At 60.9% G+C, this 17,845-nt stretch carries 19 protein-coding genes and 1 tRNA gene; 11 read left to right on the top strand and 9 right to left on the bottom strand.

Annotated features, from left to right (window positions below; genetic code table 11):
- Window positions 1-6 precede the first annotated feature (6 nt).
- Window positions 7-738 carry a S24 family peptidase gene (locus K3180_RS00830; RefSeq protein WP_221537760.1) on the top strand — a complete coding sequence of 244 codons (732 nt, stop codon included), beginning with the start codon at window positions 7-9 and terminating at the stop codon, window positions 736-738.
- Here K3180_RS00830 and K3180_RS00825 read toward each other — a convergent pair.
- A complete protein-coding gene (locus tag K3180_RS00825; protein WP_221537759.1) occupies window positions 735-1,574 on the bottom strand; it encodes an exonuclease domain-containing protein in 840 nt (279 codons plus the stop codon). The two genes, K3180_RS00830 and K3180_RS00825, sit on opposite strands and share 4 nt — an antisense overlap.
- Before the next feature lie 113 nt (window positions 1,575-1,687).
- Between K3180_RS00825 and K3180_RS00820 the strand changes: the two genes are divergently transcribed.
- The 5 genes from K3180_RS00820 (at window position 1,688) to K3180_RS00800 (ending at window position 5,678) form a co-directional block, all read left to right on the top strand.
- Entirely contained in the window at window positions 1,688-1,945 is a 258-nt protein-coding gene (locus K3180_RS00820) for a hypothetical protein (protein ID WP_221537758.1), read from the top strand.
- Window positions 1,942-2,388: a hypothetical protein gene (locus tag K3180_RS00815; protein WP_221537757.1), complete on the top strand. Its 447-nt coding sequence runs from the start codon at window positions 1,942-1,944 to the stop codon at window positions 2,386-2,388. The genes K3180_RS00820 and K3180_RS00815 overlap by 4 nt, the downstream gene beginning before the upstream one ends.
- A complete protein-coding gene (locus K3180_RS00810) occupies window positions 2,385-2,591 on the top strand; it encodes a hypothetical protein (RefSeq protein ID WP_221537756.1) in 207 nt (68 codons plus the stop codon). Before K3180_RS00815 ends, K3180_RS00810 begins: the two co-directional genes overlap by 4 nt.
- Entirely contained in the window at window positions 2,588-4,387 is a 1,800-nt protein-coding gene (locus K3180_RS00805; RefSeq protein ID WP_345719404.1) for a DNA cytosine methyltransferase, read from the top strand. The genes K3180_RS00810 and K3180_RS00805 overlap by 4 nt, the downstream gene beginning before the upstream one ends.
- Window positions 4,388-4,583: 196 nt before the next feature.
- On the top strand, window positions 4,584-5,678 hold the full coding sequence (locus tag K3180_RS00800) for a tyrosine-type recombinase/integrase (protein ID WP_221537754.1): 1,095 nt from the start codon (window positions 4,584-4,586) through the stop codon (window positions 5,676-5,678).
- 125 nt (window positions 5,679-5,803) lie between these two features.
- On the opposite strand, the gene K3180_RS00795 is transcribed toward K3180_RS00800, so the two are convergent.
- Window positions 5,804-5,878 (bottom strand) — tRNA-Val (locus tag K3180_RS00795).
- Between the two features lie 71 nt (window positions 5,879-5,949).
- A complete protein-coding gene (sppA, locus tag K3180_RS00790; RefSeq protein ID WP_221537753.1) occupies window positions 5,950-7,830 on the bottom strand; it encodes a signal peptide peptidase SppA in 1,881 nt (626 codons plus the stop codon).
- A 111-nt stretch (window positions 7,831-7,941) separates the two neighbouring features.
- Here sppA and K3180_RS00785 point away from each other — a divergent pair, with 111 nt between their 5' ends.
- Together K3180_RS00785 and K3180_RS00780 are read left to right on the top strand one after the other, a co-directional pair.
- The gene (locus tag K3180_RS00785; protein WP_221537752.1) at window positions 7,942-8,967 is read left to right on the top strand and encodes an aspartate carbamoyltransferase catalytic subunit; all 1,026 of its coding nucleotides are present in this window, start codon (window positions 7,942-7,944) and stop codon (window positions 8,965-8,967) included.
- On the top strand, window positions 8,964-10,178 hold the full coding sequence (locus K3180_RS00780) for a dihydroorotase (protein WP_221537751.1): 1,215 nt from the start codon (window positions 8,964-8,966) through the stop codon (window positions 10,176-10,178). Before K3180_RS00785 ends, K3180_RS00780 begins: the two co-directional genes overlap by 4 nt.
- Window positions 10,179-10,248: 70 nt before the next feature.
- Here the strand turns inward: K3180_RS00780 and K3180_RS00775 are convergent, their stop codons facing one another.
- From K3180_RS00775 to K3180_RS00765, 3 genes are read right to left on the bottom strand one after another with little or no spacing between them, the layout of a single operon-like run.
- Window positions 10,249-11,559 (bottom strand): SPOR domain-containing protein, encoded by a 1,311-nt coding sequence (locus tag K3180_RS00775; RefSeq protein WP_221537750.1) that lies wholly within the window; start codon window positions 11,557-11,559, stop codon window positions 10,249-10,251.
- A 39-nt stretch (window positions 11,560-11,598) separates the two neighbouring features.
- On the bottom strand, window positions 11,599-12,318 hold the full coding sequence (locus K3180_RS00770; protein ID WP_221538075.1) for a hypothetical protein: 720 nt from the start codon (window positions 12,316-12,318) through the stop codon (window positions 11,599-11,601).
- Between the two features lie 30 nt (window positions 12,319-12,348).
- Window positions 12,349-13,068, bottom strand: coding sequence for a ParA family protein (locus K3180_RS00765; protein ID WP_160726808.1), 720 nt, complete (start codon window positions 13,066-13,068; stop codon window positions 12,349-12,351).
- 236 nt (window positions 13,069-13,304) lie between these two features.
- Between K3180_RS00765 and K3180_RS00760 the strand changes: the two genes are divergently transcribed.
- The 3 genes from K3180_RS00760 (at window position 13,305) to bfr (ending at window position 15,466) form a co-directional block, all read left to right on the top strand.
- Window positions 13,305-14,588 (top strand): DUF418 domain-containing protein, encoded by a 1,284-nt coding sequence (locus K3180_RS00760; protein ID WP_247710211.1) that lies wholly within the window; start codon window positions 13,305-13,307, stop codon window positions 14,586-14,588.
- A gap of 71 nt (window positions 14,589-14,659) precedes the next feature.
- On the top strand, window positions 14,660-14,854 hold the full coding sequence (locus K3180_RS00755) for a (2Fe-2S)-binding protein (protein ID WP_221538053.1): 195 nt from the start codon (window positions 14,660-14,662) through the stop codon (window positions 14,852-14,854).
- Between the two features lie 123 nt (window positions 14,855-14,977).
- Window positions 14,978-15,466, top strand: coding sequence for a bacterioferritin (bfr, locus tag K3180_RS00750; RefSeq protein ID WP_221537749.1), 489 nt, complete (start codon window positions 14,978-14,980; stop codon window positions 15,464-15,466).
- Here the strand turns inward: bfr and K3180_RS00745 are convergent.
- The 3 genes from K3180_RS00745 to der form a co-directional block, all read right to left on the bottom strand.
- Complete coding sequence (locus K3180_RS00745) at window positions 15,463-15,675, bottom strand: hypothetical protein (protein WP_221537748.1); 213 nt, start codon at window positions 15,673-15,675, stop codon at window positions 15,463-15,465. The genes bfr and K3180_RS00745 overlap by 4 nt on opposite strands.
- Before the next feature lie 107 nt (window positions 15,676-15,782).
- Complete coding sequence (locus K3180_RS00740; RefSeq protein WP_345719403.1) at window positions 15,783-16,292, bottom strand: DUF2721 domain-containing protein; 510 nt, start codon at window positions 16,290-16,292, stop codon at window positions 15,783-15,785.
- Window positions 16,285-17,724: a ribosome biogenesis GTPase Der gene (der, locus tag K3180_RS00735; RefSeq protein WP_221537746.1), complete on the bottom strand. Its 1,440-nt coding sequence runs from the start codon at window positions 17,722-17,724 to the stop codon at window positions 16,285-16,287. Before der ends, K3180_RS00740 begins: the two co-directional genes overlap by 8 nt.
- Window positions 17,725-17,845 lie beyond the last annotated feature (121 nt).

The raw sequence follows: 17,845 nt of genomic DNA, 5'->3' as shown, positions 1-17,845 counted from the left end.
CGTGCTATGGCAAACCCGCAGGAAACCTCGCTTCTCGACCGGATTACGGAACTGAGGAAAAAGTTCGACCTCAGCGAGCGACAGCTTTCGATCGATGTCACGGGCAAGCCTGATCTGATCCGCGACATCAAGCGCCGGGGTCATTTGCCGACAGCAGATAATCTTGCGCGGATGGCGCAAGTTCTGGGGACGACGACAGATTACTTGCTCGGCTACAGCAAAGATTCGGAGCAGGTCAGGAGCGAAGTCGGCTTGTCGGAGAGGCCGATCGATCTCACTACCAGTCGTAGTGAGCCAGGCATTCCGCTTGTAGGCACTGGCGACTGTGCGGATCTGGAAGTCTGTGACGAGAGCGGGAAAATGGTCCAAATCGAGCGCTCTAGCTTCGATGAAGACTACCATGTGCGGATGATAGCCCGCCCTCCAGCACTACGTGGAGCCCGAGATCTCTACGCGGTATATTTCCACGGCGAGAGCATGCAGCCGCGCTTTGAACCAGGCGAAGTTGGAATTGTCGATCCTCGCCGTCCGGCCGGGCCGGGAGACTATGTATTAGTTCAACTCAATGCCGGCGACAGCGATGAGGTCGTCAGCGTGCTTGTGAAACGCCTCGTGCGGCAGAATGCGCGTGAACTGGTCCTCGAGCAGTTCAATCCCGCGCTCACCTTCACCGTGCCCAAAAGCCGGATCGCGAGAGTCCATCGTATCTTGCAGCAGACGGATCTGCTCTTCGGCTAAAACGCGTTGAAATCGCACTCTGCGAGGATCCGGATAGGGTGACCGTCGACAATCATTTTTTCGGCCTTGCGGTGCTTGCTACTCTTCGAGTGACCAGCAAGTTTATCTAGATCTTGATCGCCTACGACCACGATTGTGGTCTTTTTGCTGACCGTAGAGCCAACATCCGCCCCCAGAGACGCGGCTCTATCAGCAGCCTGCGCCCGTGGCATCGCCAGGGCACCTGTGAAAACGATGCACTCGCCCAGAAGTGGACCGTCGCCTTCTCCAGTTCGCGTAACCGTTCCAGCTGGAGTTATCGATCTTTCGACCTGGTCGAGCCAGTCTTCAATCGACAGGGAGCTCTCTGCGAGAGCCAAGTGAAGAATTAGACCTGCTGCCCGAGCATCCTCCAGTGCGTCATGGTGCCTGAACTCAATACCGTGCCGCGCGGCAAGGGCGGCGAGACCATATCCCCTTCTCGCCACTTCCGTCCAAGTGCGCCTGGCAACTCGGGCGCTGTCCAGCCATCGGCATTGGAAGGCCGCCAGTTGATGGCCCTCGCAAGCCTGAGCGATCGCGACGCGGTCGAAGTGGGTGTGGCAAACGGCCACATCGTCCTCGATGAACTCTCGAAGCTCTCCAAGGGCAACTGGAATGGCCGGGCACCCACGGACCCTCTCTTCATCGATACCGTGGATCGAAATATTAATCTCATCGAAGTCGGTTTTGGGATCGACCAGCCACATTTTCTCTTCGGTCGGTCGGCCCTGCGAAAACCGTACGGCGCCAATCTGACAGATGCTTCCCATGAAGCTGTTGGCGGTTTCAACATCTATGGACACGAATTTGCTCATTAGAAGAACGTAACCACGGGACACCCACGGGGCGAGCGGGACAAATCCCGCAAAATCTGTTGACACGGGATATATCCCGCATTTAGGTGCGGGGTATTGCAACGGAGAATCCCATGCTTCAGACACCCGTCCCGTTTCCCTTCACCGGTTCGAAAGGCTTCATCGCAGGCACATGCCAGCCCTGCACCGTGCTCCGCCGCAATGACGACGGCAGCTGCCTGGTCCGCGTCGACGCACGCCCGCACCATGCCGCAAGTCGAGACGCCAGCGGCAACCGCACGCTCGAGCCCGGCCAGCTTTGCAAAACCGAGAAGCAAGCTTTCGAAGCAGGTCAGACCAAATCGAAGCGCAGGAAGGCGAGGGCGAAGTGAGCGCGCTGGCCCGTCTCGCTGCCGACGAATACCGCCGGCGCAAGGCTTCGGTCGATGCGGCTGTCGCTGACCGCCGGTTCGATCGGGCCGAGGGCGAGAAGCTGCTGCGCTGCTGGCTGTCGATCGCGCTCACCGCCGGAGCGCGACCTGCCGATTGCGATGCTCTGCTCGGATACTGGCAGGAAGAGCGCAAGCTGACCGACGTCTACGCGCGCTACATCCTGCTCGAGCAAGGCCCGAAGCGCAAAGTCTGGCAGGCCGAACTCACCCGCGCCCGTGACGCTGCCGGCGGCAAGGCCCGCGCGGCCGCCGAAGATATTGGCTGGGAGGACCGCCGCACCTTGGACCTGTCCTTGCGCCACCACGCTCTCGACAGCCTCGCGATCTACCTCGGCTGCCCCTCCGAATTCCCCATCGAAGAGCAAGAGAAGGAAGCGGCATGACGCACCATTCCCGCCCCGACAGCTGGCTGCACCCGAAGCCCTATAGCGACCCCAGCTTGCGCCTCAGGAAGCACGGCAAGATTCTCCCGATGGAGTATGCCCCAAATCCGCAGCGCCGGCTCGCATGGGCGTTTGCGCAGGGCACTATCATCATGCTCGGCTTCTTCGGCCTGTTCTTCCTCTTCGCAGTGATGACGCCGTGAACGGCCTGATCGTCGACAACTTCGCTGGGGGCGGCGGTGCCAGCACCGGCATCGAAGCAGCTATCGGCCGTGCCGTGGATATCGCCATCAATCATGATGAAGCAGCGATCCGGATGCACGAGGCCAACCACCCGGGCACCAAGCATATCCGGAACAACATCTGGCAGGTCGATCCCCGCGAAGTCACGGGCGGCGAGCCCGTCGACCTCGCTTGGTTCTCTCCCGATTGTAAGCACTTCAGCAAGGCGAAAGGCGGAAAGCCGCGAGAGAAGTCGATCCGTGACCTCGCATGGGTTGTCGTCCTCTGGGCGCAACGTGTGAAGCCGAACCTAATCCTCCTCGAGAACGTCGAGGAATTCCGTACATGGGGGCCGCTCTGCGAAGAGGGGAAACCAATCAAGGAGCGGCGGGGCGAGACATTCGAGAAGTGGTGTCGCGAACTGCGCAAGGCCGGTTACAAACTTCAGTTCCGCGAGCTCCGTGCCTGCGACTACGGCGCGCCCACGATTCGCAAGCGCTTCTTCATGATCGCCCGGCGCGATGGTGAGCCGATCGTTTGGCCGAAGCCTACGCATGGCGCTCCGGATAGCGAGGGCGTGAACGCCGGGAAGCTCAAACCGTGGCGCACCGCGGCGGAAATCATCGACTGGTCGATTCCTTGTCCATCGATCTTCGAGCGCAAGAAGCCGCTGGCCGAGAAGACGTTGCGCCGCATCGCACACGGCATCGTCAAGTTCGTCCTGAACAACCCGTCGCCTTTTATCGTGCCGATTTGCGATACGAACTGGGCAGGAGACCGCTTCTATCCCGGCGATGAGCCGCTGCGCACGATCACGACGGCCAAGGGTGGCGAGCAGGCTCTGGTGACGCCCTTCGTCGCACCACTCACCCATCACGGCAATCCGGCGCGCGGTACGGACCTGCAGGATCCGCTGCCCACCGTCACCGGGGCAAACAGAGGCGAGCAGGCGTTGATCGTCCCGCACGTCACCAAGTTTCGTAACGGGGCCATCGGCCATGATGCCGGGGAGCCGCTCGCGACCGTCACAGCGAACTCTTACATCAAGCGACCGGGCGGTAGTGCGCCGCTGGGCGTCGTCGCGGCCCACCTGGTGCAGACCGGATATGGTGAAAGGGAGGGGCAGGCTCCACGCGCTATCAACGCGGAAAAGCCCCTCGGCACTGTGGTCGCCGGTGGATGCAAACACGCTCTTGCCGTGGCCCACATGATGCAGGCGAACGGCGGACCGCGAAACGAGAACTTGCCGGGGCGAGCGGCCAATGCACCGATTTCCACGGTGGCCACTAAGGGAAGCCAGCAACAGCTGGTCACGAGTAATTTGGTCAAGCTGCGCGGCGGAGAAGAGAGCCATGCAGCATCAAGCGGTGTCTCGGTCGAAGAACCTCTGCACACAGTCTGCGCAGGCGGCACACACATGGCAGAAGTTCGCGCCTTCCTCATCAAGTACTACGGAAACGAAAGCGACGGTCACCCACTCGACGGCCCGCTGGGCACCGTCACGGTCAATGACCGCTTCGGCCTGGTAACCGTCACCATCGCCGGCGAGGAATATGTGATCGTCGATATCGGCCTTCGCATGCTCACGCCGCGCGAGCTCTTCAACGCCCAAGGCTTCCCGCCCGATTACGTGATCGAGCACGACGCCGAGGGTCGCAAATTCACCAAGACCGCGCAGGTCGCCAAATGCGGCAACAGCGTCTGCCCGCCTTTGGTCGAAGCGCTCGTTCGGGCAAACGCTACCAAATGCCGAAGTCAGGAGAGCGTGGCCGCATGAACACCACCGGCTGCGCCACGATCGATCAGGGACAAACGCCCGCCAATTGGGTCGCCATTTTGGCTGAGCGAGGATTCGAGGTATCCGAACGCACTCTCCGAGAGCGAGCGAATCGGCTCGGCGCCTGTCACAAAATCGGCCGCGCTATGCTGATCACGCCCGCCCAGCTGGAGCAGATCATGGAGGATGCCCGTCAATGTCCCTCGAAATCTACCGCCGCGGAAACACGTTCTGGGCCCGCGGCCGCATCGTCCACCAGGGGCAACCGATCGGGGAATATGTCCGCCAGAGCACTGGAACATCTGACGAAGCGGGCGCATGGGCCTGGTGCAGGGACGAAGAAGCGCGGCGGATCCGTCGTTTCCTTGTCGGCGACGAACACGCGCTGACCTTCGCCGAGGCGATCCTGCTTTACGAAGCAGATGCCAAGACTGCAGCCTATCTCATTCCCATCGTAGCCGAGATCGGTGAAACGCCGGTCACGCAGATCACACCGAAGACCGTTCGGTCTCTCGGCGCACAGCTCTACCCCAATGCAGGCACCGCCACATGGACCCGGCAGGTCGTCAGCCCGGTGAGGGCGGTGATCAACAATGCCCACGATCTCGGCAAGTGTCCTCCCATCCGCGTGAAGGGCTTCAGCAAGTCGGAGAAGGTCGCGCAGGACAAAGCGCGCGGAAACACCGGCCGGAAAAAGTATCCGCCCGGCAGCTGGGAATGGCTTCTCCAATTCCGCGCCCACGCCGATCGCAAGGTTGCCGCGCTTGCGCTGTTCATGTTCGTGACCGGTGCCCGCATCGGGCAGGCGACCGCGATGCACCCTAGCAAGCATCTCGACCTGCAGAACTTCAAGGCCTGCGTTCCCGGGGCGAAGGGCCAGCCCGACCGCTGGCTACGAATACCGAAGGAGCTGGTTGTCGAGCTCGCCAACCTGCCGAAGCTATGGCCGCGCGGGTGGGAGAGGAAACCGAAGAACCTGCGCCTGTTCGGCTACGCCGACCGCACTGCACCTCGCAAGGCTTGGGAATCGGCGATCGAGAAAGCTGGCATCGAGTTCATCCCATTCCACAGCGCCGGCCGTCACGGCTTCGGCCAAGAGATGAACGTCCGCCAGAGGCTCGACGAGAAGGCCGCCGGCGAATGGGGCGGGTGGAGCGACACCAATCTGATGAAGCGGACCTACACCCATGCAGAGGACACGCAGGGCAAGATCCACGAGGCGTTCTATCGCGGTCTTAAGGAGGCCGAAAAGGCCACCGGCCTGAGCCTCATCGAGCGGAACGCAGCGTGAACCCTTGTACGGGAATTGTACGGACGGAAGCCGAAACGAGCCGTATTTTCCTGCAATGTTCCGCATCGAGCGAAACTGACCTTCGCGGCGAGGCGCTACAAAAGCCTATGATTTAAGGGAAAAAATGGTGGGCGCGGCAAGGATTGAACTTGCGACCCCACCCGTGTGAAGGGTGTGCTCTACCACTGAGCTACGCGCCCGCCCCGAATTGGCGCGCCAGCGCCGGGCAGGCGCGCGCCTTTACGCGGCGAATCACGGCATGGCAAGCGTATCAGTCCGAGAGGAACGCTCCCACCTGTCGCAGGAATCCGTCGAAGCCGCGCTCGGCCTGTGCTCGTGCAATGCTAGGAGAAGGACAGACGAGGCAATAGGCCTGAATTCCACTGGTAGCGAGCAGGCGCTGTGCGTCCAGAATGATCATCCCCACAGTGGCACGCTGCTGGTTGCTCACCATGGCGAAAACGTCACGTCCACCTGCTTCCTCTTCGCCTATGAGCCATTGGCGCAGGATGGTGTCCGCGGTGCCACGATCATCGCCAAGATAGACCGGCGACCAGTCTTCTTCACCGAGTTCCGCCTGACGAGCGACCCAGGCAAGCGCCTCTTCCATTCCGCCATATTCGTCGACGAGGCGTAGTTGTCGCGCCGTACCGCCATCCCAGACACGACCTTGGCCGACACGGTCAACCTGATCGAGCGTCATGTTTCGTGACGCTCCGACGCGGGTCAGGAAATCATTATATCCGTCTTCGATCGAGGCTTGCAGAATGCGGTCCACCTCGGGAGTAAAACCGGCGATGAGATCCGGTTGCCCGGAGAGCGGACCTGTCTTCACTCCGTCGCTGGTCACACCGAGACTGCTCGCCGCTTCTTCGAAAGTCGGGATGAAGGCGAAAATTCCGATCGATCCCGTGATCGTTTCGGGTTCGGCGAAGATTCGATCGGCGGGAGTCGCAACCCAATAGCCGCCGCTGGCCGCGACATTGGCCATCGACACTGCGACAGGAATGTCTTTCGCCTTGTGGCGCAGGATCGCGTCGCGGATTTCTTCACTAGCCAGTGCCGAACCACCTGGGGAGTCGATGCGCACGACCAGCCCTGCGAAATCGCGATCGAGCGCTTCGTCGAGCAAGGTCGCAATGCGCGTCCCACCCGCGGTACCGGGACCCGCCTCACCGTCGACGATTTCGCCGGCGATTGTGACCACGCCGATTTCGCGTCCTTCGGTCGTCCAGGGGTTCTCTTCCAGCCAGGCGGCCAGGGTGGTCGACGGATAGCTACCCGGCATCTCGCTCCAGTCGTCTTCGCCGACGACCTCGGCCACGCGTTCGCCGAACTCGATACGTGTACCAAGCTTGTCGACAAGGCCGGCGTTGAGTGCCGCAGTGGCGAGATCGCCCTCGGCCGCCTCGACCCAGGCTGCGGGATCGCCGCTTACCAGCGCGAGGTCCGCACCAGGCCGGGCCTTTTTGACATTGGCCTGCCATTCTTCCCACAGGGCACCGTAAAGGGCTTGCGCATTTTCGCGCGCGGGAGCGGACATGCCGGTCTCCGTGTAAGGCTCTACCGCGCTCTTGTAAGTGCCGACCTTGTACACCCGGGCGTTGACGTTCAGCTTCTCGAGAAGACCGGCATAGTAGAGACGGTTGCCGCCCGGCCCGGCTACGAAGGCGCCGCCTTGCGGATTGACCCAGACTTCACTTGCATGGGAGGCAAGGAATACGCCGTCATCGGCATATGCCGTGGCATAGGCAAGCACGGGCTTTTCGGCTGCCCGAACACGATCGAGCGCTTCACCCACCTGCGCCAGATGAACCTGGCCTGCGCCGAGAAAGCGGTCGAGGTCCAAAACCACGGCGGTGATGCGCTCGTCGTTCGCTGCAGAATCCAGCGCACGCACCAGATCGCGAGCCTGATATTCACCGACCGGAGCGCTTCCCGCCAGCAATGCGGCCAGTGGATCGATAGGCGTGCGTTCTTCGACAATCACGCCATCTAGTTCCAGCAGCAACGCCCCTTCGCGCACTTGCGCCGGACTTGGCCTGGCGGTCAGTATCGCGAAAAGCAGCCCGAAGAAGAGCAACATGAAGAGGAGGACGAAACCGTCCTTGATACCGACCAGCAAGCGCCAGACCTTGCCTGCGAAATGCATGAGAATTCGTCCCCTGAAGTACTTTCCCGGTAAATCTAGGGGAGGGTGCGACGTTGCGCCACCGGATTATGCTTGAGGGGTAGATAGCTCTCGACTAAGGGCGTGACTTTAATGACATGCACGGACTCTTCGCCTCACGCGGCCCGCTATCCTGCGGGCGCGCTGGCATTCCCGCATCGCGACCTGCTTGGCATTGGCCAGTTGGAGCGGCACGAAATCCTCTTCCTGCTCGATGAGGCGGAGCAGTGGGTCGCATTGAACCGCCAGCGCTCGAAACACGTCGATACGCTGGCCGGACTAACGATCATCAATGCTTTCTTCGAGAATTCCACTCGCACGCTGCTCAGCTTCGAGATCGCGGGCAAGAGGCTTGGCGCGGACGTAGTCAATATGCACGCCGCGCAATCTTCCGTGAAGAAGGGCGAGACGCTGATCGATACCGCGATCACGTTGAATGCGATGCGTGCTGATGCGATCGTGATCCGTCATGGATCGAGCGGCGCCACGGGATTGATCGCGGACAAGGTCGACTGCCCGGTGCTGAACGCAGGCGACGGCCAGCACGAACACCCGACGCAGGCACTGCTCGATGCGCTTGCGCTGCGCCATGCACTGCGTGAAAGGGGCGAGGCCGCAGAGGATTTCACCGGTCAGACGATCGTGATCTGCGGAGACATCCTCCACAGTCGCGTGGCGCGTTCCAACCTGCTCTGCCTTCAAGCGCTGGGCGCAAGCGTGAGGCTATGCGCGCCGCCAGCCCTCATGCCCGTCGGTATCGAAGCGATGGGCGCGGAAGTGTTTCATGATTTCGATGCCGCTCTTGAAGGCGCGGACGTGGTGATGATGCTCCGCCTCCAGAGCGAGCGGATGAGCGGCCAGTTCATTCCGTCGGCGCGAGAATATCATCATCTCTACGGCCTGACCAAGACACGGCTCGCGAAGGCCAAGAACGATACGCTGGTAATGCATCCCGGTCCTATGAACAGGGGGGTGGAGATCGACAGCGATGTGGCCGACATGATCGACCGTTCGATCATTACCCGGCAGGTCGAGATGGGTGTGGCGATCCGCATGTCCTGCCTCGATGTTCTGACCCGCCGCACGCGAGGTGTAGAAGGCTGGGGAGACATCGCATGAAGCAGCTGTCCCCCATAACAATCGTCAATGGCCGCATCGTAACGTCCGATGGCATACGTGAAGGTTCGCTTCACATGGTGGACGGCAAGATAGCTGCGCAGGCCGAAGGCGATACCGTCGATGCAAAGGGACGGCTGGTCGTTCCTGGTCTCGTCGACCTGGGCGTCTTTGCGATCGACAAGCCCGCGTTCCATTTCGGCGGGATCACGCGTGCTGCCTTGATGCCGGACCAGATGCCGCCGCTCGATTTGCCGAGCCGTGTCTCCTACATAGCGAAAAGCGGCAAACCGGACCTTTGGGTGCATCCCTTGGCTGCTGCGACGCGAGGCCTTGATGGTCGGGAAATCGCCGAGATCGCCTTGATGCAAGAGGCTGGTGCCAAGGGTATTGCCACTGGGCGTCAGTGGATTGCCGACAGCGGGGTCATGCTCCGATTGCTACAATATGCCGCGATGCTGGATCTGCCCGTTTTCTGCCATGCCGAAGATGCCGCATTGGTGGGTGATGCTGTTGCGACCGCTGGGGAATATGCCACCCGTCGCGGCCTGCCGAGCGCACCCTGTGAAGCCGAGGCTATAGCGATCGCTCGCGACCTAGCGCTCGCGGAAATGGCGGCTGCGCAGATACACTTTCGGCAGGTCACTACGCGCCGGGGCCTGGAACTTGTCCGAAGAGCGAAGAAAGATGGTCTGCGCGTAACGGCTGGTGTGACGCCGGCGCATTTCATGCTTTCCGATCTCGCCACGGCGGAATTCAGGACTTTTGCCCGCCTGTCGCCGCCCTTGCGCTCCGAGGCGGATAGGCACGCAGTTCGCGAGGCGATAGCCGACGGCACGATCGATGTGATTGCAAGCGGACACGATCCACGCGGCCCCGAGGACAAGCGCCTGCCTTTCAGTGACGCGGAGCCCGGCATGGCGGGTGCGGAGACCCTCCTCGCGATGGCGCTTTCGCTGGTGCGGGACGAGGTCATCGACCTTGCACGGGCGTTCGAGCTGGTATCCACCAATCCTGCGCGGCTCCTCGGGGTGCGCGCGGGCAGCCTTGTGGAAGGCTACGAGGCGGATGTCGCTGTGGTCGACCCGGACAAGCCATGGATCATCCAGAGCTCCAAGATGGCTGCCACAGCCGGCAATACCCCATTCGACGGGCAGCCGACGCAGGGACGGGTCACTGCGCTATGGAAGGGCGGCGTACGGGTTGAAATCTAGATAAGAAAACCCCTCCCGAATTATGTCCGGGAGGGGTTGCAGTAGTTGTTATGGGATGCCTGCAGACTTCTCAGCGCGCGGCCACCCGTATGTTGCTGTTATCGAGAGCGCCCGGAAGCGGGTTGCTGCGGGCATAGGCAATGCAGCCACCTCCCTTGCCCTTGACGCTTGAGCACAGCGCTCGGGCCGCGTCCTTGGCATATCCCACGGCAGCCACCCGGTAATAGATCTTGCCGTTGACGCGAGCCTTGCTGATCACGCGCTCGGCGTCGGCGAGATCCGGATACATTGCCTGGAATTTATCCCAGCCAAGCTCGGCGTCCTTCATAGAAAAATAGGAGCCGAGTTGGATATTGTAGTCGCCGCGCGCAAGCGATGGAGCGGGAGCTGCAACTGGTGCCTTACGAGGAGCTTTGGTGGTTGACCGGACGGGGGCCTCGTCCGCCGATGCTTGACGCCGTATCGGCGCGACATCAACCGGCGTCGCAGCTTGCGAAGCGGCAATCACAGGCTGGGGCGCGTGAGCTTCCTCGTCATCGAGGTCGATGCGTTCGATTGCAGCCGGTCGGACTGCCGGAAGTTCTTGTGAATAGGCAAATTCCGTTTCCGGCGTATCCTCAACGACGGGCGCGTCATTTTCCGATGCGAGCATGTCGACGCTCGGATTGTTCGACAATGCGAGCATCGTCGGCTGACCCGGGTCGGCTACGATATCGACCTTTAGCAAGGCTGCAACGCGGGTGCGATAAAGTTCGGGATGCGCCAGCGCACCCCATTCGGCCATCCGCTCGCCAACCTTGTCGGCAGGGACATCTTCGGCGACCATCAGGCGGGCTTCGCGCCATTGCCCCGACATGGCATATGCATAGGCGAGGTTCTGGCGGATCTTGGCAGTATTGTTGCCGGAACGCAGCGAGTTAGACAGTATGTGTACACCCCGCTGCGGCTGCCCAGCGAGCGCGAGGGCCAGACCGAGATCGGCCGGATCCAGCGCCGCTTCGTAGCGTTCGAGAGTGTAGATTGCGGCAGCACGATCGCCCATCCCGGTCTGCGCCAGCGAAAGGCTTATTACCGTGCGTGGAGAAGTGCCTCCGAGGGCGATGGCGTCCTGAAAGGTCGTGGCGGCCGAGGCGAAGCGGCCCGCTTCGAGATAGGCGTTGCCAAGCAATGTGCGGGTGTAAGCATCGCGCGGGCTCGCGAGAACGGCTGCCTCTGCATGCGAAACCGCCTTGTTTGTCTTGCCTTCTGCGAGTGCCACTTCAGCTTTGTGGGCAGAGTTGGATGCAGTCGGTGCGAGCTTGCCGGTGCAGCCGGCGAGGGCGCTGGTCGCGAGCGCTGTGGTAACGGCGAGCCGGATGAAGGTGGTATTCCTGTTCGTCATTTTATTACCCCTGAAAAGGCGATCCCACGTCCTTCAAGTTCAATTCGGCCTGCGCTGCACCTGGGCGGCGAGCATGGCTATTTCCGGCATTTCGGCCAGCAGGCCATCGAGAGCGTCGGTCACGAGCTGCTGTGCGCTGCTGCCGCGAACGGTGCAGGCCAGGCGCAGCATGAGATGACGCTCCGGATCCAGACGCAGCGTGAAAGCTGCGCGTTTGCCCTTGGCGGCCGTTTTGGAGCGGGCCGGCGCAGGCTTGATGGCTTTTGGAAGGACTGCTTCGGAAGAGGTCTCTTCCGCATCGTCGGAATATTCTTCCTCGTCTTCGTTGTCGGCCTCGAAAACCCTCTTACCCTCCAGCTTGGTGGCAATGCGGTCGAGCGATTCGCGAACTTCGTTGTGGCCGTTGCTGCTTTCCTTGGACTGCAGCGGGCTTATCGATACCACACGGGTCGAGTTGTCCCCTTCTGCGGTGTCGAGTTCGTCGCGTTCATCGATCGGAGGAAGAGCGGGCTTCTTGATCAGGCCCGATTCGGCCAACGATCGAGGGCTGCTCGAAGTCGCGGACGAAATGGATTGCTCCGACTGGGAAACAGGCGCATCTTCGCCCATGTCGTTCCAGCCGAGGTCTTCGAGATTTGCGGCAGCCGACGCGCCATCAACCGGTCCGAGGACGGCCGATTGCGGACGCATGGCAGGCTTTGCCCCGCCCTTGCGTGCAAGGAGGGTTGAGGAAAGAGAAGCGAAATTGGCGTCCGACATCCGGCTGGTCTCCGCCTTACCTTGTTGCTCTTACTGGGCGACCCGACGGCCGAAGCCACCGGCGGGGCGATAGGCACCTGGTTGCTGCGCGGCCTGCTGGCCGGGCGCTGCAAAGACGGTGCGTCGAAACTGCTTTTCAAGCCGGTCGGAAATGTACTTCCACAGGGCCGTGACCTCGGCAGCCGAGCGACTTTCGGGATCGACTTCCATAACCGTTCGGCCGTCGATCATCGATGCGGCGAAATCGGTGCGGTGATGCAGTGTGATCGGTGCGACCGTACCGTGCTGCGAAAGGGCAACGGCCGCTTCCGAAGTGATCTTGGCTTTCGGGGTTGCGGCGTTGACCACGAAAATCAGGGATTTGCCCGCCCGTTCGCAGAGGTCGACCGTAGCACCGACAGCGCGCAGGTCGTGCGGGCTGGGACGGGTGGGGACGACGATGAGCTCTGCGACGGAAATGACCGACTGGATCGCCATGGTGATCGCCGGCGGAGTGTCGATAACCGCAAGCTTGAAGCCCTGCTGGCGCAGGATCGCAAGGTCAGCGGCGAGCCGTGCGACAGTCGTCTGGGCGAAAGCGGGAAGCTCCGCTTCGCGCTCGTTCCACCAGTCGGCGAGCGATCCCTGCGGATCGATGTCGATCAGGACGACCGGGCCTGCGCCCGCTCGCTGGGCCTGAACGGCGAGATGTCCCGAAAGCGTGGTCTTACCCGATCCGCCCTTCTGTGATGCCAAAGCCAGTACACGCAAGGCTAGGTCCCCCTGTAGCGCCTGTATCAATTCCATGTGCCGCTAGTTTGCGGCGGTCTCGAAACAGGGGGATCGCAGACTACCCCTAATTTAGGGTTAATACCCTGAAACATTTGCCGGTCCGGGAGGCATTGCGGTTGGGATCTGGTGCAGATTGCCCTTGCTTCACACGCCCGCAGGGATGCACTGACCCAGAATTGGAATGCTCCAAGGCTTTGCGTTTCGGGGGTGGCAGGATGACGGCACGTATGATTTCCGAAGGCTCTACTCCCGATCGGCCACAACCGGTTTCGGTTCAGGGCGGACGAATCGCCAGTCTCGACTTCATTCGCGGCATCGCTGTCATGGGCATTCTGGCTGCCAACATCTTTTCGATGGGTCAGCCCTTCACCGCGTATATGTATCCCGAGGCATTCACCACCGGCCACTCTGACGCGGAGGACTGGATGTGGGCGGCACAACTGGTGCTGATAGATGGCAAGATGCGCGGCCTGTTCACGATCCTCTTCGGCGCAGGCCTTTACCTGTTCATGGAGAAGGCCTGGGCAAAGGGTGCGAGCCGTTGGCTGCAGGTAAAACGCCTGCTGTGGCTGGGCCTGTTCGGGCTGATCCATTTCTATCTGATCTGGCGGGGCGATATCCTCTTTGCCTATGCAGTGAGTGGCTTGGTTGCAGTTCTGCTCTTCATCAATCTGAGCGCGCGAAACCAGTTAATCCTGGGCATTCTCGGGTACATTGCGGGAGGTATCTTCTACGCGATCGGTATGACTTTCATGCAGGTGACCGCCGACGGGCCGAAGCCCGACAGCGCGGCGCTTAGTGAGGTTCGAAGCGAATTCATCAAGGCCGCAGAGACGGATTTGGCCGACGGCAGAGCCGAGACTGCGATCCAGCAGGAAGGGACTTACCTGGAGTTCGTATCCCACACGATAGAGGAACATGGCACAGATCCGCTGGTCAATGCCTGGCTGCTCGTGTTCGAAACGCTGCCCCTGATGCTAATCGGGATGGCGCTTTACCGCTTTGGCCTGTTTGGCGGGGAATGGGATCCGAGAACGCAGCGCATTTGGGGGTGGGCGGGTTTGGCGGTCGGCGGGTTGTTGACGGCGATTATCGCCTCGATGACCATGGAAGGAGGCTTTACCTACTATAATGTGCTCGCAGCTCACATCGGCTGGTCTCATTTTCCGCGGTTGTTCATGACGCTTGGGCTTGCTGCGCTGTTGGCGCTTTATGCACCGCATGCGGGAAACTGGATTGGAGACCGGATCTCGGCTGCGGGACGGGCAGCTTTTACCAATTACATCGGCACATCTCTCGTCATGCTGATGATATTTGGCAATTGGGGTTTCGATTTATTCGGCCAGTTGGGCCGCGTTGAACTCTATGTCGTCGTACTCACAGCGTGGATAGCAATGCTGGCGTGGTCCCAGCCGTGGCTGATTCGTTTCCGATATGGCCCGCTTGAATGGGTGTGGCGTTGTATGACCTACGGCAAAGTCTTCGCACTCAGGCGATGACGGCTTGCTATTGCGACTAACTCGCATTACATACGCTCTTGCGAATCAATCGCAAGGGAATCGTGAGCGCCGTGTACATCTGCATTTGCAACGCCATCAGGGAGAGTGAACTGCGCAGTGCAGCGCGGCGCTGCCCGGGCGATGCGGAAGCCTGCTATGCCTCATTAGGTAAGCAACCGGCTTGCGGTTCCTGCCTCAATGAGGCCGATGCGATCCTCTTCGAAGAGCGCGAAATGGCCTTCAAGCCTACCACCGTCGCGGCTTAGTTTTCGCTACTGACAATCGCTCGCAATGGCGGAATTCCGCCATTTTTTCTCGATTCCGTCCTTGCGGCGTGCTGCTCCGAAGCGCATAAGGCCATAACTCGAAATTCAGCGGAGCGATAAGCCATGAAGGGCGATTCCAAGGTCCTCGAATTCCTCAACAAGGCGCTCACGAACGAGTTGACCGCGATCAACCAGTATTGGCTGCACTATCGGGTCCTTGCCGATTGGGGCGTGACCAGGCTGGCCGAATACGAGCGGCATGAATCCATCGACGAGATGAAGCATGCCGATGTGCTGGCGGAGCGTATCCTGTTTCTTGGCGGTCTCCCGAACTTCCAGGCGATTCACAAGCTCAAGGTCGGCGAGACGGTCGATGAAATCCTGAAGGCCGATCTGGCAGTGGAGATGGAAGCCATTCCGCTGTTGAAGGATGCGATCGCCCATTGCGAAGAGGTGCGGGACTATACCACTCGCGAGATCTTCGAGCGGATCCTCGAAAGCGAGGAAGAGCATGTCGATTTCCTCGAAACGCAGTTCGATATGATCGAGCGCATGGGCCTGCAGAATTACGTCCAGCTCAATTCGAAACCTGCGGGCGAGGGCGAGGGTTAGTTCGGACCCAATTCCCAGAAGGTGGCATGCCCTGCCGCATGCTTGGTGAGCCTGCCGATTCGCTTGCCGTCCTGCCACAATTCGGCATCCCCGGCAGAAACGTTTATGTCGGTGATGGTAAGGGCAGTGGGCACATCCAGTGCCTCTATCCTTATTGCTTGTCCCTTTTCGTCATAGCTCGAACACAAGGCAATCTCGATGCGGGGCATGGCACCTCTCCTACGATGTAGGAAGGAAGCTGCGCGAGTATTCCTGAATGCTATACAACCGGTGACATGTGGCCCCCGCCGTAAGTTCGGCCTGCCGGAATCATGCGCTAATTTCGCGACGAATCGTCGTCCGGCCCGAACCGGCGCTCTTTCATCCGCTCCAGATTTCGCCGTGCTGCAGTTCGCGTTTCGAGCAGGAAAAAGGCGAGGCCTGCCATCAGCAGGCCCATCGTGATGACCCATGTAACCGCCACCAGCGTACCAAGCGGAGTCCGAACAAAGGCGCTCACAAACAGAAGAAGAATTACGATACTGATCGTCAGGGCGGCGGCCGTGCTGAACATTACGGCACGCTGCGCGAGTATCCTCCTCGTCTCCAGTGCAGGAAGTTCCACCAGCTGATCGCCGGCCTCATTCTTCGCATCTGCCGCCAGGATGCGTTCGATCTTGTTGGCGACCCACAACAGGCGGTTGGTCATGACATTCATGACCGCACCGATCCCCGCGAGCAGGAAAGCCGGCGCGAGGCTCAACTGAACCACATTCTGGACACGCAAGGTCGAGCTGGTGCGTTCGATGAGCTCGATTCCCGGCAGGATGGCAAGAAGTTCAGGCACGATCGGAACCACTGCTGTAGTTACCTCCACCACCGCGATTGGCATTGTAGGGGTTCTTCGGACTTTTCAGCACGACACGCACGGGTACGGCTTCGAAGCCGAGCTTCGCACGGATTCCGTTGATGAGATAGCGTTCGTAGCTCTTGGGCAAATCGTCGAGCCTCGTACCGAAGACCACGAAACGGGGCGGGCGCGTGCTCGCCTGAGTGATGTAGCGCAGCTTGATCCGGCGGCCACCGGGCGCAGGGGGCGGATTGGCAGCCAGCGCGTCGTCGAACCAGCGATTGAGCGCTGCCGTCGGGACGCGGCGGCTCCACGCCTCGCGAATTTCGAATGCGGCAGACAGCATGGTATCGAGTCCCTTGCCGGTCTTTGCCGATACGGCGAAAAGCGGAACCCCGCGCACTTGCGAGAGTCCTTCGTTCAGCGCCTCGCGAATGCCGTTGAACAGGTAGGACGCGTTCTCGGCGATATCCCACTTGTTGATCGCGACCATAAGGGCGCGGCCTTCTTCGAGGACCTGCGATGCAATCTTGAGGTCCTGATGTTCGAGACCCTTGGTCGCGTCGAGCAGTAGGACCACGACCTCCGCAAAGTCGATCGCGCGCTTGGCATCGGCAACCGAAAGCTTCTCCAGCTTCTCGACTACGCGGGCGCGCTTGCGCATCCCAGCGGTATCGATCAGCCGGATCTGGCGCGTTTCGTTCGTCTTGGGATCATGCCATTCCCAATCCACGGCAATCGAATCGCGGGTAATACCTGCCTCGGGACCGGTAAGCAGGCGATCCTCTTCGAGCAAACGATTGATCAGCGTCGATTTCCCGGCGTTGGGCCGGCCGACTATGGCGAGCTTGAGCGGCCCAGAGACTTCCTCATCTTCACTTGCCGCTGCGATTTCGGCCCCCGCCTCGGCTGCTTCGGATTTTTCGCCGATGATGGGCCACAAGCCTGCGAAAAGGTCGGCAATGCCTTCGCCGTGTTCGGCCGATATGCCCATTGGTTCGCCCAGGCCCAGGCTGTAGCTTTCGAGAATGCCGGCCTCGGCTGCCCTGCCTTCTGCCTTGTTGGCGACGAGCACAACCGGCACGTCCTGCCCGCGGAGCCACCGGCCGATTTCTTCGTCCAGCGGTGTCAGTCCTGCACGGGCGTCGATAACGAACAGAGCGGCATCGGCACCTTCGAGGCTGACCTCGGTCTGTTTGCGCATACGACCGGGCAGGCTGTCGGCATCTTCGTCCTCCCAGCCCGCCGTATCGACGATGGTGAATTCCAGCCCTGCGATCTCGGCATCGCCCAGACGCCGATCACGCGTCACCCCCGGCTGATCGTCGACCAGCGCGAGTTTCTTGCCGACGAGCCGGTTGAACAGCGTCGACTTGCCGACATTGGGCCGGCCGATGATGATGACGGTGGGTTTCTGCGTGGATGTCATGATGTTGCCTTGCGGGCAGGTGGGCGCAAAGCGTGACTTTGGCAAGGCCGGAAGGCCGCTCCTGCAATATCGAACGCGTCGAATAGGGTCCTGAGGAAAGAAACGCCGGATGCTGCAAATC

The organism is Qipengyuania huizhouensis (genome assembly GCF_019711635.1).
GTDB lineage: Bacteria > Pseudomonadota > Alphaproteobacteria > Sphingomonadales > Sphingomonadaceae > Qipengyuania > Qipengyuania huizhouensis.
Note: the sequence above shows the minus strand (reverse complement) of the source record. Positions and strands in the feature narration are given on the sequence as shown.